General features: G+C 73.8%; 15 protein-coding genes. 9 read left to right on the top strand and 6 right to left on the bottom strand.

The window, feature by feature from the left end; translation table 11 throughout:
• Window positions 1-73: 73 nt before the first annotated feature.
• Both ACFFJG_RS09295 and ACFFJG_RS09290 read right to left on the bottom strand, forming a co-directional pair.
• Window positions 74-460 (bottom strand): tetratricopeptide repeat protein, encoded by a 387-nt coding sequence (locus ACFFJG_RS09295; protein ID WP_378518326.1) that lies wholly within the window; start codon window positions 458-460, stop codon window positions 74-76.
• Between the two features lie 106 nt (window positions 461-566).
• Window positions 567-1,358 (bottom strand): hypothetical protein, encoded by a 792-nt coding sequence (locus ACFFJG_RS09290; RefSeq protein ID WP_378518324.1) that lies wholly within the window; start codon window positions 1,356-1,358, stop codon window positions 567-569.
• 126 nt (window positions 1,359-1,484) lie between these two features.
• Here ACFFJG_RS09290 and ACFFJG_RS09285 point away from each other — a divergent pair, with 126 nt between their 5' ends.
• The 5 genes from ACFFJG_RS09285 (at window position 1,485) to ACFFJG_RS09265 (ending at window position 4,758) form a co-directional block, all read left to right on the top strand.
• Complete coding sequence (locus tag ACFFJG_RS09285; RefSeq protein ID WP_378518322.1) at window positions 1,485-2,660, top strand: LLM class flavin-dependent oxidoreductase; 1,176 nt, start codon at window positions 1,485-1,487, stop codon at window positions 2,658-2,660.
• Entirely contained in the window at window positions 2,657-3,319 is a 663-nt protein-coding gene (locus ACFFJG_RS09280; protein WP_378518321.1) for a CE1759 family FMN reductase, read from the top strand. Before ACFFJG_RS09285 ends, ACFFJG_RS09280 begins: the two co-directional genes overlap by 4 nt.
• 48 nt (window positions 3,320-3,367) lie before the next feature.
• Window positions 3,368-3,715, top strand: a complete 348-nt coding sequence (locus tag ACFFJG_RS09275) for a ribosome maturation factor RimM (protein ID WP_378518319.1) — start codon at window positions 3,368-3,370, stop codon at window positions 3,713-3,715.
• Between the two features lie 62 nt (window positions 3,716-3,777).
• Window positions 3,778-4,377, top strand: coding sequence for a hypothetical protein (locus ACFFJG_RS09270; protein WP_378518318.1), 600 nt, complete (start codon window positions 3,778-3,780; stop codon window positions 4,375-4,377).
• A 39-nt stretch (window positions 4,378-4,416) separates the two neighbouring features.
• Window positions 4,417-4,758: a hypothetical protein gene (locus ACFFJG_RS09265; RefSeq protein ID WP_378518317.1), complete on the top strand. Its 342-nt coding sequence runs from the start codon at window positions 4,417-4,419 to the stop codon at window positions 4,756-4,758.
• 42 nt (window positions 4,759-4,800) lie between these two features.
• Here ACFFJG_RS09265 and ACFFJG_RS09260 read toward each other — a convergent pair whose 3' ends face one another.
• Window positions 4,801-5,439 (bottom strand): hypothetical protein, encoded by a 639-nt coding sequence (locus tag ACFFJG_RS09260; protein ID WP_378518316.1) that lies wholly within the window; start codon window positions 5,437-5,439, stop codon window positions 4,801-4,803.
• A 168-nt stretch (window positions 5,440-5,607) separates the two neighbouring features.
• On the bottom strand, window positions 5,608-7,755 hold the full coding sequence (locus tag ACFFJG_RS09255) for an MMPL family transporter (RefSeq protein WP_378518315.1): 2,148 nt from the start codon (window positions 7,753-7,755) through the stop codon (window positions 5,608-5,610).
• A 156-nt stretch (window positions 7,756-7,911) separates the two neighbouring features.
• Between ACFFJG_RS09255 and ACFFJG_RS09250 the strand changes: the two genes are divergently transcribed.
• On the top strand, window positions 7,912-9,060 hold the full coding sequence (locus ACFFJG_RS09250; RefSeq protein WP_378518314.1) for a sensor histidine kinase: 1,149 nt from the start codon (window positions 7,912-7,914) through the stop codon (window positions 9,058-9,060).
• Window positions 9,012-9,653: a LuxR C-terminal-related transcriptional regulator gene (locus ACFFJG_RS09245; protein ID WP_378518313.1), complete on the top strand. Its 642-nt coding sequence runs from the start codon at window positions 9,012-9,014 to the stop codon at window positions 9,651-9,653. Before ACFFJG_RS09250 ends, ACFFJG_RS09245 begins: the two co-directional genes overlap by 49 nt.
• 18 nt (window positions 9,654-9,671) lie before the next feature.
• Here ACFFJG_RS09245 and ACFFJG_RS09240 read toward each other — a convergent pair whose 3' ends face one another.
• Complete coding sequence (locus tag ACFFJG_RS09240) at window positions 9,672-11,204, bottom strand: SDR family NAD(P)-dependent oxidoreductase (RefSeq protein WP_378518312.1); 1,533 nt, start codon at window positions 11,202-11,204, stop codon at window positions 9,672-9,674.
• 53 nt (window positions 11,205-11,257) lie between these two features.
• Complete coding sequence (locus ACFFJG_RS09235) at window positions 11,258-11,911, bottom strand: response regulator transcription factor (RefSeq protein WP_378518311.1); 654 nt, start codon at window positions 11,909-11,911, stop codon at window positions 11,258-11,260.
• A gap of 59 nt (window positions 11,912-11,970) precedes the next feature.
• Between ACFFJG_RS09235 and ACFFJG_RS09230 the strand changes: the two genes are divergently transcribed.
• Window positions 11,971-12,858, top strand: a complete 888-nt coding sequence (locus tag ACFFJG_RS09230) for an ABC transporter ATP-binding protein (RefSeq protein WP_378518310.1) — start codon at window positions 11,971-11,973, stop codon at window positions 12,856-12,858.
• On the top strand, window positions 12,855-13,559 hold the full coding sequence (locus ACFFJG_RS09225) for an ATP-binding cassette domain-containing protein (RefSeq protein ID WP_378518309.1): 705 nt from the start codon (window positions 12,855-12,857) through the stop codon (window positions 13,557-13,559). The genes ACFFJG_RS09230 and ACFFJG_RS09225 overlap by 4 nt, the downstream gene beginning before the upstream one ends.
• The last annotated feature ends 4 nt before the right edge of the window (window positions 13,560-13,563 follow it).

Raw genomic sequence — 13,563 nt, 5'->3', positions numbered from 1 at the left:
ACATCTCCGCTCGACCCCCGCCCTGGACGGCGGGGGTCGATGCGTCGACGGCGGGTGCCCGACCCCGAGCCGGTCAGCTCCGGTAGCCGCCCAGCAGCTCGGCGAGGCGCAGGTGGGGCAGGGCCTCGTCCTTGCGGCCCTGGCGCTGGAGGGCGCGGCCCAGCAGCAGGTGGGCGTAGGGCTCGTTGGGGTCGTGCTCCAGCAGCTCGGTCGCGACGCGGATGGTGCCGTCGAGCTGGGCGGAGTGGAAGAGCGAGCGCGCCAGCAGCAGGCGTACGTCGGTCAGCTCGTGCACCACCTCGCCCGGGTCGGCGAGCAGCTCGGTCAGCATGACCGCGGCCTCGCGGTAGGCGCGCTCCTCGAACAGGGCCTGCGCGCGCACCCAGCGGTCGTGCGTCGAGTCCTCGAGCAGCCCGGCGTGTCCGCGGAGCAGGTCCTCGAACGGGGTGAAGTCGGTCATCGTCGCTCCTCTCGCGACTGACGTCGGCCCGGTGCCTTCGATGGTGCTCCTCCCAACACGCCGATCGCCGCAGGCATTCCTCGGGCGCGTCGCGCGGGCGCGGCGCTCAGCCGACCAGCTCGCCCTTCCAGCGGGTGGTGAACGGCTTCATCACCAGCCGTACGCCGTGCAGCGCCAGGCGGTAGGTCCGCCGTGCGTCACGACGGTCCGCCGCGGACGTGGCGGCGCCGAGGTCACGCTCGAGCCGGCGCGCGGCGGCCGCCCGGGTGGCCGGCGTGACGGTGAAGGTCTTCCTGACCCCGGCCCGCGCGTGGAACGTCGCCACGATCGTCGTCCGGGTGTGGGTGAAGGAGTAGGGCTGGCCCTGCCACGCGGCCGGGAGGTCGGAGGGGGAGGGGAACGTCCCCGACTCGCTGGGTGAGTAGACCACCGCGCCCAGGACCTCGTGGTCGACGTCGCGCGGCGACGTGGATCCGGCAGGCCCGGCGGACGAGCCGACCCCCATGCTGACCCGCTGGTGCTCGGTCTCGCCCTGGTCGACCCCGCCCACGACGAGCGTGCCCATCTCGGCCACCTCGGCGCCGTAGCTCGGGAGGTCTCGACCGAACGGCGGTCGTCCGTCGACCGAGACCAGGTCGCAGCGCACGCCGTCGCCCCACGTCAGCCGCTCGGCGGTGACGGTCAACGAGCGCAGGCCCCTGACCCGGCCCTCGAGGAGGGTGGCCCGCGACGGCGTCCCGGAGGACTCGGAGCCGGCGTCCCGGCACGCCTGCGTGCGCCAGTCGGTCGACCCGGCTGACGTTGCGGCTGCCGACGCCGTCGCCGGCGCCGGAGCGAGGGGAGAGAGGAGGGCGAGGACGGTCGCGGAGGCGAGGCATCCGAGGGTCGAGGTGCGCATGGCAGCGGAGCCTAGGGCCCGGACGGCTGCTGTCGTCGCCCCAGCGCGCGGAATACTGGGGACACCTGCCCCGTTGGAGATCGTAGAATCTTCAACCAACTAGGAAGCCACAGGGAAGAGGACACCATGCAGTTCGGCATCTTCAGCGTCGGGGACGTCACCACGGACCCGACCACCGGACGGACCCCGTCCGAGGCCGAGCGCATCAGCTCGATGACGCAGCTCGCGCTCAAGGCGGAGGAGGTCGGCCTCGACGTCTTCGCGACCGGCGAGCACCACAACCCGCCGTTCGTCGTCTCCTCGCCGACCACCCACCTCGGCTACATCGCGGCGAAGACCGAGAAGCTGCTGCTCTCGACGAGCACCACGCTGATCACCACCAACGACCCGGTGAAGATCGCGGAGGACTACGCCTTCCTGCAGCACCTCTCCGGCGGCCGCGTCGACCTGATGATGGGCCGCGGCAACACCGGCCCGGTCTACCCGTGGTTCGGCAAGGACATCCGCGACGGCATCAAGCTCGCGGTCGAGAACTACCACCTGCTGCGCACGCTGTGGCGCGAGCCGGTCGTCAACTGGCAGGGCCAGTTCCGCACCCCGCTCCAGGGCTACACCTCGACCCCGGCGCCGCTCGACGGCACGCCTCCCTTCGTGTGGCACGGCTCGATCCGCAGCACGGAGATCGCCGAGCAGGCGGCCTACTACGGCGACGGGTTCTTCCACAACCACATCTTCTGGAACAAGGAGCACACCGAGCAGATGGTGCGGCTCTACCGCCAGCGTTTCGAGCACTACGGCCACGGCGCCGCCGACCAGGCCTACGTCGGCCTCGGCGGGCAGGTCTTCATGGCCGGCTCGGAGGCGGAGGCCAAGCGCGTCTTCCGGCCCTACTTCGACAACGCCCCGGTCTACGGCCACGGCCCGTCGCTGGAGGACTTCACCGAGATGACGCCGCTGACCGTCGGCACCCCCGAGCAGGTCATCGAGCGCACCCTCGGCTTCGCCGACTACGTCGGTGACTACCAGCGCCAGCTCTTCCTCGTAGACCACGCGGGCCTGCCCACCTCGCTGGTGCTCGAGCAGGTCGAGATGCTCGGCACCGAGGTCGTCCCGGTCCTGCGCAAGGAGTTCGAGCGCCGGCGCCCGGCCCACGTGCCGAGCGACCCGCCCACCCACGCCTCCCTCGTGGCGGCCGGCGCCGACGCCCCGCACCACCTCGTCGAGCCCGCCCGGGCCCGGCTCGAGGCGATGGCGGCGGAGCAGGCGGCGAGGGCTGGGCAGACCGCGGGGGCGACGGCATGAGCCGACGCATCGTGGTGGTGGCGGCGGGGCTGACCGTCCCGTCGTCCACCCGCCTCCTCGCCGACCAGCTGGCCGAGGCCACCTCGGCCCAGGTCAGCGCGCGCGGCGAGTCCGTGGAGCTCGAGTTCGTCGAGGTCCGCGAGCTCGCCGCCGAGCTGGCGTCGTTCATGGTCACCGGCGGCATCCCCTCGCCGCGACTGACCGCGCTGCGCGAGTCGGTCGCCTCGGCCGACGGCCTGATCGCGGTGACGCCGGTCTTCAACGGCTCCTACAGCGGGCTGTTCAAGATGCTCGTCGACGCGCTCGACAAGGACTCGCTCACCGGTACGCCCGTGCTCATCGCCGCGACCGCCGGCAGTGCCCGGCACTCGCTGGTGCTCGACCACGCGCTGCGCCCGCTCTTCGCCTACCTCCGCGCCGTCGTCGTCCCCACCGGCGTCTTCGCCGCGACCGAGGACTTCGGCAGCCACGGCCTGGCCGACCGCATCACCCGTGCGGCCGCCGAGCTCGCCGCGGCCGTGCTGACCCAGGGCGCGTACGCCGTGGGCGGCTTCGCGCCCGACCTCGCGGCCCGTCCCCGGCGCACGTCCGGCACGCAGGTCGAGCCCGAGGTGACGCCGTTCGGCGAGCTGCTGCGCGGTCACTCCGGCACCGACTGACGCACGCTCCCTGGGGATCACCGCGCCCGCGCGGGGTACGGCACCGGTGTGGACGACATCGTGTGGAGCTACCGGGACAGCGAGTGGACCGAGGAGAAGGACCTCGTCGGCTACGACGTCGAGGCCGACGGCGGGAGCATCGGCAAGGTCGACGCCGCCAGCAACGAGACCGCGGGGCAGTGGCTCGTGGTCGACACCGGCTTCTGGATCTTCGGCAAGAAGCGGGTGATCCCGGCCGGCGTCGTGGTCGGCATGGACCACGAGGCCCGGCGGATCATCATCAGCATGACCAAGGACCAGGTGAAGGCGGCGCCCGACCACGACGAGTCGGACTGGGACACCCAGGACGCCCGCCAGGCCCACGCGCAGTACTACGAGCCCTACGCGCGCCGCTGAGCCGGAGGGGTCCCGCCCGACCCCGCACGGCACCGCGACCCCGGGCGTGACAGGGTCGTCGCGTGGCTGACCTCGTCCCCTGGCGCACCGAGCCCGAGCGTCCGCGGGTCCACCTCGGCACGGTGGGCGCGGACCGGCTCCGGGTGCGCGCCGACTACCCGGTCACCGGGGTGGCGATCGTCCTGCTCGCGCTGCAGGCGGCGTTCCTCGTGCCGCTGTTCGTCTCCCTCGACGTCGTCCCGGTCGCCGTCCCCGCGCTGCTCGCGCTCGACGCACTCGGGTTCGGCGCGCTCTGGCTGCTGCGCGAGCGGGCCCGGCGCGACGTCGGGCGGCTGGAGGCGTCGTACGACGACGGCGGGAGCGGGCGCGACGGCGTCACCCGCGACCCGTCCCTGGTCGGACTGCTGGCCGTCTCCCGCGAGCGGCACGAGGCGATCCGCGAGGAGTGGACCCGCGCGTTGACCGACTCGCTCGCGCCGTTGACGACATCCGCCTCCACCGACGTCTCCGACCCCGACACCGCCGCCTTCCTCGAGGCGTACGCCGCCCTGGAGGACCTCCTCGCCGCCCACCCCGACGGGCTGCCGCCCGCGCTCGTCGCCGTCTACGGCCAGGACGTGCGGGAGTGCCGCCGCCTCTGGGACGCCGCCCGCGCCCGCTGACCTCTGGCGGAGCGGGCCGCGCAGGAGCACACTCCCTGTATGAGGACCCTCACGCGTCGCCTCCGGCCCCACGCCCGCACGGCGTGGCTCACCTTCGCCGCGGTGGCCGTGCTCGCGGTCGTGCTGGCCGAGCTGGTGGTCGCGCTCGCGGGCGGCGGGCGGATGGCCGTCGTCGCGACCGCCGCGACCTGGTTCGTGGCGGTCGTGGTGCTGGCGGCCTGCCTCGACGCGGTCCTGGTGCCGGGCGACCCCGAGCTCAGGCAGCCCACCCCGGGTGCCGGCTGGAGCGGCGCGGCCCTCGGCGGCGGGCACGGCGGCGGTCACTTCGGGGGGCACGGAGGCCACGGCGGCCCGTTCGACGGCGGGGGCATGACCGGCTGACCCACGGCTGCGTGCAGGGACCCCTGGCCGGCCGCCTCGGCCTCAGGCCTCCCAGGCAGGCCCGGTGCCGCCGAAGCGCTCGACGAGCGCGCGCCCGACGTGCGCGGCGTTGGCCCGGCGCACGTCCTCGGGCACGGGCGGGAGGTTCTCCTCCCAGTCGAGCAGCGGTGAGCCGCGCAGCTGCGCCATCCGCGCGGGCCGGCCGAAGAAGAACGGGTGCAGGTGCGCGCCGCCGTCACCGTAGCGACCGACGTGGCAGCGCCCGACGCTCGGCAGGCTCTCCACCGCCGCCGCGATCGCCACCATCAGCAGCCCCATCTCCGAGGCGAGGTCGTCGGGCAGGTCCGCGAGGTCGTGGTGCGCGCGAGGCCTGAGGACCAGCACCACGGGCAGCTTCATCCCGGCCTCGACGAGCTGCCAGCGCTCGTTGGACCAGGCCACCGCCGCCGCGTGCTCGGGCGTCTCCTCCCGACGGCAGGAGCAGTCGGCGGGGTCCTCGCCGTGGCGCGGCGGCTCGGCGTCCTCGAGCGGCTCGAGCGGCTTGATCCGCAGCCCGTCGAGCTCGTAGGGGTAGACGAACCAGCCGGGCATCTCCTCCACCGCGACGGCCAGCCGGCCCTCCTCGTCGGTCGCCGCGGCGACGCGGGCGTGGAACTCCTCGGCGGTCTCGAGCGCGCTCATGGAGGCAGTCAACCAGTGATCGGCCGGGCCGTCAGGCCTGCAGTGCCGGAAGGGGCCCCGCGGCGGGGTCGTGACCAGCGACGTGCCGCAGGCGCGCGGACAGAGGTCCGCCCGCGCCCCGCGGGTGAGCGGGGCACGGGCGAGCGCGGGCGGGTCGTGTCCGCGCGTCTACGCGACGGGCGTCAGCTCCGGCGCGGGCACCACCCCGGGGGCGACCACCTCGCCTGCGAGCGGTGCGGGGCGCCGCGGCCACCAGACCCGCTCGCCGAGCAGGACCAGCGCCGCGGGCAGCATGACCAGCCGGATGATCGTCGCGTCGACGAGGATCGCCACCGACAGGGCGACGCCCATCATCTTCATCTCGAGCATGCTGAGGGTGGCGAAGATCGCGAAGACCGACACCATGACCGCGGCGGCGCTGGTGACGACGGACGCGCTGTCGCGGATGCCGCGCTCCACGGCCAGCCGCGTCGGCAGCCCCTGGCCGACCAGCTCGCGGATCCGGCCGGTGACGAAGACGTGGTAGTCCATCGAGAGCCCGACGAGGACGACGAGCACGAAGAGCGGGATCCAGTCGATGACGAAGCCGGGGCTGGTGAAGCCGAGCGGCCCTTCGAGCCAGCCGTGCTGGAAGACCAGCGTCAGCACGCCGAAGGCCACCCCGACCGAGACCAGGTTGAGCGCGGTCGACACGAGGGCGAGCGGCACGCTCCGGAAGGCCACGCCCATCATCAGCAGCGTCAGCAGCAGCACGAAGCCGATCACCACCGGCATCCACGTGGCCAGGTGCTGGTCGAAGTCGAGGTTGGAGGCGGCGTCGCCGCCGACGGCGTACGTCAGACCGGCGTCGCCGAGGGTGGCCGGGGCCAGTCGCTCGCGCAGGTCGGTGATGGCGGCGTCGGTGCGATCGTCCGAGTCGGGCCAGGGAAGGGCGAGGGTGAGTGACGACGTCCGACCGTCCTCGGACGTGACCGCCCCGTCGGGCACCTCGGCGAACCCGGCGCCGTCGGCCGCGGTCGCGAGGCGGTCGAGCGCGGCCGACGATCCCTCGCCGCGCGCCAGAACGGTGACGGTCGTGCCCTCGCCGGGGAACTCGTCCGCGACGTCGCGCATCGTCTGCACGGCCGGGATGTCGGCGGGCAGGGTCTCCAGGCTGGCGGCGTGCATCGTCATGCTTAGTGCCGGCACCGCGAGGACGGCGGCGGCCGCGACCGAGCCGGCGAGGGCCAGGCCGGGGCGGAGCAGCACCGGGGCGAGGACGCGGCGGCTGATCCCCCCGGCACCGATGCGCCGGTTGAGGCGCCACAGCAGCGGCACCCGCGGCCGGTCGACCCAGCGGCCGAGCGCGACGAGCAGCGCGGGCAGCACGGTGATGGAGCCGAGCACCGCCACCGCGACGACGATGATCGCGCCGAGGGCGAGCGAGGTGAAGGTGACGACGTCGACCAGGAGCAGGCCGGCCATCGAGGCCGCGACGGCGAAGCCGGAGACGAGGATGGAGTGCCCTGAGGTCCGCGCCGCGATCTCGACCGCGTCGAGCGTGCTCCGTCCGCGGGCGCGCTCCTCGCGCTCCCGCTTGAGGTAGAACAGCGAGTAGTCGACGCCGACCGCCATCCCGATCAGCACGATCATCGAGCCGACCGTCGGCTCCGCCGGCACCACGTGGGACACCACCGCGGAGATGCCCATCGTCGCCGCCACGCTGCCCAGCGCCAGCAGCACCGGGATCCCGGCGGCGACGAGCGCGCCGAAGGCCAGCAGCATCAGCACGAGCGTCACCGGCAGGCTGATGCCCTCCGCCGAGGACAGGTCGTCGGCGACCTGGTCGTTGATCGCCTCGTCGAGGCTGAGCCCGCCGGTCTGGCGGACCGACAGGTCGGGGTGCTCGGCCGCCACGGCGTCGGTCACCTCCGTCAGGGGTGCGGCGTCGTCGGCCCCGTCGGCCAGCGAGACGGCCACGAGCACCGCCGTGCGGTCGTTGTTCCAGGTCGGCGGCGCGACGCCGGCCACGCCGTCGGTCCGCGACATCCCCCGGGCGACCTGGCGCGCGGCGGCCGGGAGCTCCGCCGGGTCGCCGCTCAGCAGCACGAGCTCGGTGTCGGGCTCGTCGAGCCCGGCGCTCCCGGCCATGGCGTCGGCGCGCCCGGAGTCGCCGATGCGGTAGTCGGCCGGCTGGGCCTCGTGGGTCGGCACCAGGACCGCGAGGCTGGTCGTGCCGGCCACCAGCGCCAGCCAGGTGAGGATCGCGCGCCACGGGTGCTCGGCGCTCCAGCGCGCGGCCCGCTGGGGGACCCGGGTGATCAGGTCGGCTGCCATCGCCGTCCTCCGTTCGTGAGTGGGGGTCCTCGTCGTCGTGGACCGCGTCACCTCCACCGTGGTCGCGATCCGCGCCGGGGGCAGGGGTGGCACCTCCCGGTCCGAGGTGGGGTCAACCCCACCGCCCGCGTCCCCGCGATCGGTGAGGATGGAGCCATGGACCAGCGACCGACCCCTCTGCGCCTCACGGGGTACGCCCTGGCGCAGGTGGCCCTGGCCGTGCCGACCGTGCTCGCCGTCGTCCTCGTCGCCGTCGGCGGCGGCACGGCGCTGCTGGTCGTCGGGATCCCGGTCCTGCTCGTCGGGCTGCCCCTCCTGCGCTGGATCGCCGATCGCCACCGCGCCATGGCCTCGGCCACGCTCGGGCACCCGGTGCCGGCGGAGCGGCTGGCCGACGAGGACCTGCCGATCCTGCGGCGCCTCGGCACGTGGGGCCGCGACCCGATGACGTGGCGCGAGCTGGCGTGGGGACTGGTGTCGGCCAGCCTCGGCCTGGCGCTCGCGCTGGTCGTGGTCGTGTTGGCGCTCGGCGTCGTCACCTTGGTGCTCTGGTACTACGCCACGCCCCAGCTGATGAGGCTGCGCTCGGTCGCCGACGCCCGCCTGCTCAGCCGGGGCAGCCACGAGCTGCTCGAGGAGCGGGTGCAGGTGCTGACGGAGACACGCGCCGAGACGGTCGAGGACTCGGCGGCCGCGCTCCGCCGGATCGAGCGCGACCTCCACGACGGCGCGCAGGCCCGGCTCGTAGCGCTCCAGATGAACCTCGGGCTGGCCCGCTCGCTGATGGACACCGACCCGACGGCGGCGCGCGAGCTGCTCGCGGAGGCCTCGACCACGACGGGCGCGGCGCTGGGGGACATCCGCGATGTCGTGCGCGGCATCCACCCGCCCGTGCTCGCAGACCGCGGCCTCGCCGGCGCGGTGCAGGCCCTCGCCCTCGACCTGGCCGTACCCGTCTCGGTGTCCGGCGACCTGGCGGAGCGACCGCCGGCACCGGTGGAGACCGCGGCCTACTTCGCCGTGCTGGAGTGCCTGGCCAACGTCACCAAGCACTCCTGCGCCGAGCACGCATGGGTCGAGCTCGACCGCCGTGACGACCTGCTGGTCGTCGTCGTGGGCGACGACGGCCGCGGCGGCGCCGATCCCGGGGGCGGCACCGGTCTGCGCGGGGTGGCGCGGCGGCTGGCGGCGCTCGACGGCAGCGTGAGAGTGTCGAGCCCTGCGGGTGGTCCCACCCTGGTCACGCTGGAGGTGCCGTGCGAGTCGTCCTCGCCGAGGACAACGCCCTCCTCCGCGACGGGCTGACCCGGATCCTGGCGGCGCACGGTTTCACGATCCTCCACACGGTCGACAACGCCCCCGACCTCGCGGTGGCGCTGGCCGACCCCGACGCCGAGGCCGCGATCCTCGACGTACGCCTGCCTCCCACGCTCACCGACGAGGGCCTGCGCGCCGCGATCGCCTGCCGCTCGGCCCGGCCCGGCTTCCCCGTCCTGGTGCTCTCGCAGTGGGTCGAGCACCTCTACGCCCGCGAGCTGCTCGCGGACGGTGGTGGCTCGGTGGGTTACCTGCTCAAGGACCGCGTCGGCGACATCGGCGAGTTCGTCGACGCCGTACGACGGGTGGCGGGCGGCGGCACCGTGCTCGACCCCGAGGTGGTCTCGGCGATCATGGCGCGGCCCCGGGCGCGTGCGGTCGACCGGCTCTCCGAGCGCGAGCGCGAGGTGCTCGGGCTGATGGCCGAGGGACGGTCCAATGGCGCCATCGCCTCCCGGCTGTTCATCACGCCGAAGGCCGTCGACAAGCACGCCAACAACATCTTCACCAAGCTCGACCTGCCGCTCGCCCCCGACGACAACCGCCGGGTGCGCGCGGTGCTGGCCTGGCTCGAGGCCTGAGCCGGGACAAGGCCCCGCTCACCAGGGAGCGGGCTGGTAGTCCTTGAGGAAGCAGCCGTGGAGGTCCTCGCCGGCCTCGCCGCGCACGATCGGGTCGTACACGCGGGCCGCGCCGTCGACGAGGTCGAGGGGCGCGTGCCAACCCTCGGCGGCGATCCGGAGCTTGTCGTGGTGGGGCCGCTCGTCGGTGATCCAGCCGGTGTCGACGGCGGTCATCAGGATGCCGTCGGTCTCGAACATCTCGCCCGCCGAGGTCCGGGTCATCATGTTGAGCGCGGCCTTGGCCATGTTGGTGTGCGGGTGGCCCGAGCCCTTGTAGCGCCGGCCGCCGAACTGGCCCTCCATCGCCGAGACGTTGACGACGTAGGCGCGCCGCGCGCCGCCCTGGACGGCCGCGCGCATGGCCGGTCGCAACCGGGAGTTGATGAGGAAGGGCGCGATCGAGTTGCAGAACTGCACCTCGAGCAGCTCCAGCGGGTCGACCTCGTCGAGCACCTGGGTCCAGGAGTTGTTGTCCTGGATGTCGGGGATCAGCCCGCCGGCGTCGATCGCCGTTCCGGCCAGGTGCGCGTCGAGCGACGCGCCGCCCGCCTTGAGGGCGAGGGCGGTCAGCGACGCCGCGTTGTGGGCCGCCAGCGCGTGCTCGGGCGACTCGCCGTCGTGGTGGGCGACCGCGGTCGCCGACAGCGCGCCGGCGATGGCCGCCGGGTGCGCCTCGGAGATCCGGTCGAAGGTGACCATCTCCGGCAGCTGCGCCACGCCGAGCGACGCGGGGGTGGGCAGCGGAGCCTGCTCGCCCTCGATGAGGTGGGAGTACGCGCCCGGGAGGCGGCGCACGGTCTGGCACGCGTTGTTGACGATGATGTCGAGCGGGCCGTCGGCGGCGACGTCGTCGGTCAGCGAGACGACCTGGGTGGGGTCGCGCAGGTCGATGCCGACCACCTTGAGCCGGTGGATCCAGTCGGCGGAGTCCTCCATGGCGGCGAACCGGCGGACCGCGTCCTTCGGGAACCGGGTGGTGATGGTGGTGTGCGCGCCGTCGCGCAGCAGCCGCAGCGCGATGTACATCCCGATCTTCGCGCGCCCGCCCGTGAGCAGCGCCCGCTTGCCGGTGAGGTCGGTGCGCTGGTCGCGCTTGGCGTGGCTCATGGCCGCGCAGCCGGGGCACAGCCAGTGGTAGAACGCGTCGACCAGCGTGAAGTCCTGCTTGCAGATGTAGCAGCCGCGCGGGTTGAGCAGCTCGCCCGCGAAGGCTCCGGCGGCCGAGGAGGCCAGCGGGATGCCGGCGGTCTCGTCGTCGATGCGCATCGGCGAGCCGGTCGCGGTGCGCTCGGTCACGGCCCGGTCGTGGGCGAGCTCGGCGGCGCGCTTGGCCAGCTTGCGCTCGGACTTGATCGACTTGTACATGTGCGACGCGGCCCGCTTCACCGCGACGTGGTCGGGGTGGTCGCCCGGCAGCCGGTGGAGGTCGCCGAGCACGCGGAGGGTGGCGGCGAGGTCGTCGGGGTCGAGGCCGGCGACGGCCGGGGCTTGCTGGTCCTGCGTCTGCACCGGGAGAGGGTACGGCGGGGGGCGGGCGTGGCCCGCATCGCTGCAGGGGCGCCTCAGGCGTCCTCGCGAGCCGGGGAGCCGTTGATCCGGACCCGGTCGGACCGCATGCCGTGGGCGATGCCCCACAGCACCGCGCGCGAGCGGGAGTCGACCTCGATCTTGCGGTAGGCCGAGCGGATGTAGGACTTGATCGAGTTGAGCGACAGCAGCGTGCGCTCGGCGATCTCGAGGTTGGTCAGTCCCATGGTGATCAGCGAGAGCACCTCGGCCTCGCGCGCGGTGAGACCCTCCTCGCGCCCGGGCCAGTCGCCGCCCACGAGGGCGGAGCGTCCCCGCGAGGGCGAGACCACGACCTGTCCGGCCGAGATGGCGTGCAGCGCGTCGACCAGGCGTCCGGCCGGCAGGCTCTTGGAGAGGTAGCCGCGCACCCCCTGGTCGAGGGTGTCGCGGGTCAGCCAGGGCTGGAAGTTCCAGGTGTAGACCGCCACCCGGCGCACCTGCGGGTTGTCGACGAGACGGCGCACGGCCTCGCCGTTGCCCTGCCCCATCCCGAAGGTGTCGTAGAGCGCCACGTCGACCGGTTGCGACACCGTCGTGCCGGCCGCGAGCTCGACCACCTCGACCCGGTGGGCGTAGCTGCGCATCATCGCGTCGAGCCCCCGCACGACGACTTCGTCGTCGTTGACGAGTGCGACGCGGATCACCATGCGCTCAAGGTACTGCTACTTATGTATGTTGTTGCCGCTGTTCACTCAAAGGGGGACGCGTGCACGAGAGCACGGCGGTGGTCGAGGACACCCGCACGGGGGGGCTGGGGATCCGCTGCGAGGGGGTCGTCCACCTCTACAAGACGTTCGGAGGCCACGACGTCGTGGCGCTGCGCGGCGTCGACCTGACCATCCGCCCCGGCGAGCGTGTCGCGTTCCTCGGACCCAGCGGCTCCGGCAAGTCGACCCTGCTGGCCCTGCTCGGCGGCATCCAGCGCCCGAGCGCGGGCCGGATCTTCCTCGGCGAGGAGGAGATCTCCCGCATGGGGGAGCGCTACCTCGCCCGGATCCGCTCGCGGCAGGTCTCCACCATGCTGCAGGGCTCGACCCGCAACCTGCTGCCCTACGCCACCGCGCGGCAGAACATCGCCTTCGCCCGGCTCTCCCTGAGCGGCCGCGAGCGGGAGGACGCCCTCGTCGACACCGAGCTCCTCGACCGCGTCGGCCTCCTCGAGCAGGCCGACCAGGTCGTCTCCACGATGTCGGGCGGCCAGCGGCAGCGACTGGCGCTCGCGTGCGCGGTCTCGACGGCGCCGCGGCTGCTGCTCGCCGACGAGCCCACCAGCCAGCTCAGCCACGCCGACCGCGACCACGTGCTCCACCTCATCCACTCCCTCGGCGACGACTTCGGCACCACGATCGTCGTCGTCACCCACCAGCCCGAGGTCGCCGCGACCTTCCCCCGCACGGTCACCATGAAGGGCGGGCGGGTCGGTGCGGAGGGCCACGGCGGCTCGGAGTACGCCGTGGTGGGCGAGGACGGCGTCCTCCACCTGCCCGGCCACATCGCCGCCGAATGGCCTCCCGGCACGCTCGTGAAGTTCGAGGACGACGACCAGGGCCGCATCGTCGTGACCCGCGCCAGCACCGAGGGGAACCCCGCATGAGCACGCCGTTCCCAGGTCCCGGCGCCGGCCCCCTCGGCGGTTTCAGCGGCCGCGACCCGCACGGGCCGGGCCTCCACCTCGAGGCGGTGACCTACGTCGCGGGCCGCACCCTGCTCGACGACGTGAGCGTGGTCTTCCCCGCCGGCAAGGTCACCGCGCTGTCCGGCCCCAGCGGCTCGGGCAAGACGACCCTGCTCTCCATCGCCGGCGGGCTGCTGCAGCCCACCTCCGGCACCGCCGAGCTCGACGGCCGCGAGACCTGGACCGGGAGCGGCGACCCGCTGCCCGAGGTCGCGTTCGTCCTCCAGGTCTACGGCCTGGTGCCGATCCTCTCGGCCCGCGAGAACGTCTCGATCGCCCTGCGCGCACGCGGCACCGCACCGGCCGACGCCGACGAGGCGGCCGAGGCCGCGCTGGCCCGGTTCGGCATCGCCGACCTAGGGGAGCGCCAGGTCGAGGAGCTCTCCGGGGGCCAGATGCAGCGCGTGGCGTGTGCCCGCGGGTTCGTCGTGGGCGCCGACGTGCTGCTCGCCGACGAGCCCACCTCCGAGCTCGACGAGGGCAACCGCGGTGTCGTGCTGGCCGAGCTGCGCGAGGAGGCCGCGCGGGGCGCGGTCGTGGTCGTCGCGACCCACGACCCCGCCGTCGTCGACGCCTGCGACCTCCACGTCGCGCTCGACGAGGGACGGGTCGTGCAGTGAGGGC

Origin of the sequence: Nocardioides zeicaulis (assembly GCF_042432345.1) — a bacterium.
GTDB classification, from domain to species: domain Bacteria; phylum Actinomycetota; class Actinomycetes; order Propionibacteriales; family Nocardioidaceae; genus Nocardioides; species Nocardioides zeicaulis.
The sequence above is the reverse complement of the archived record's forward strand: the minus strand, read 5'-3'. Positions and strand labels throughout refer to the sequence as shown.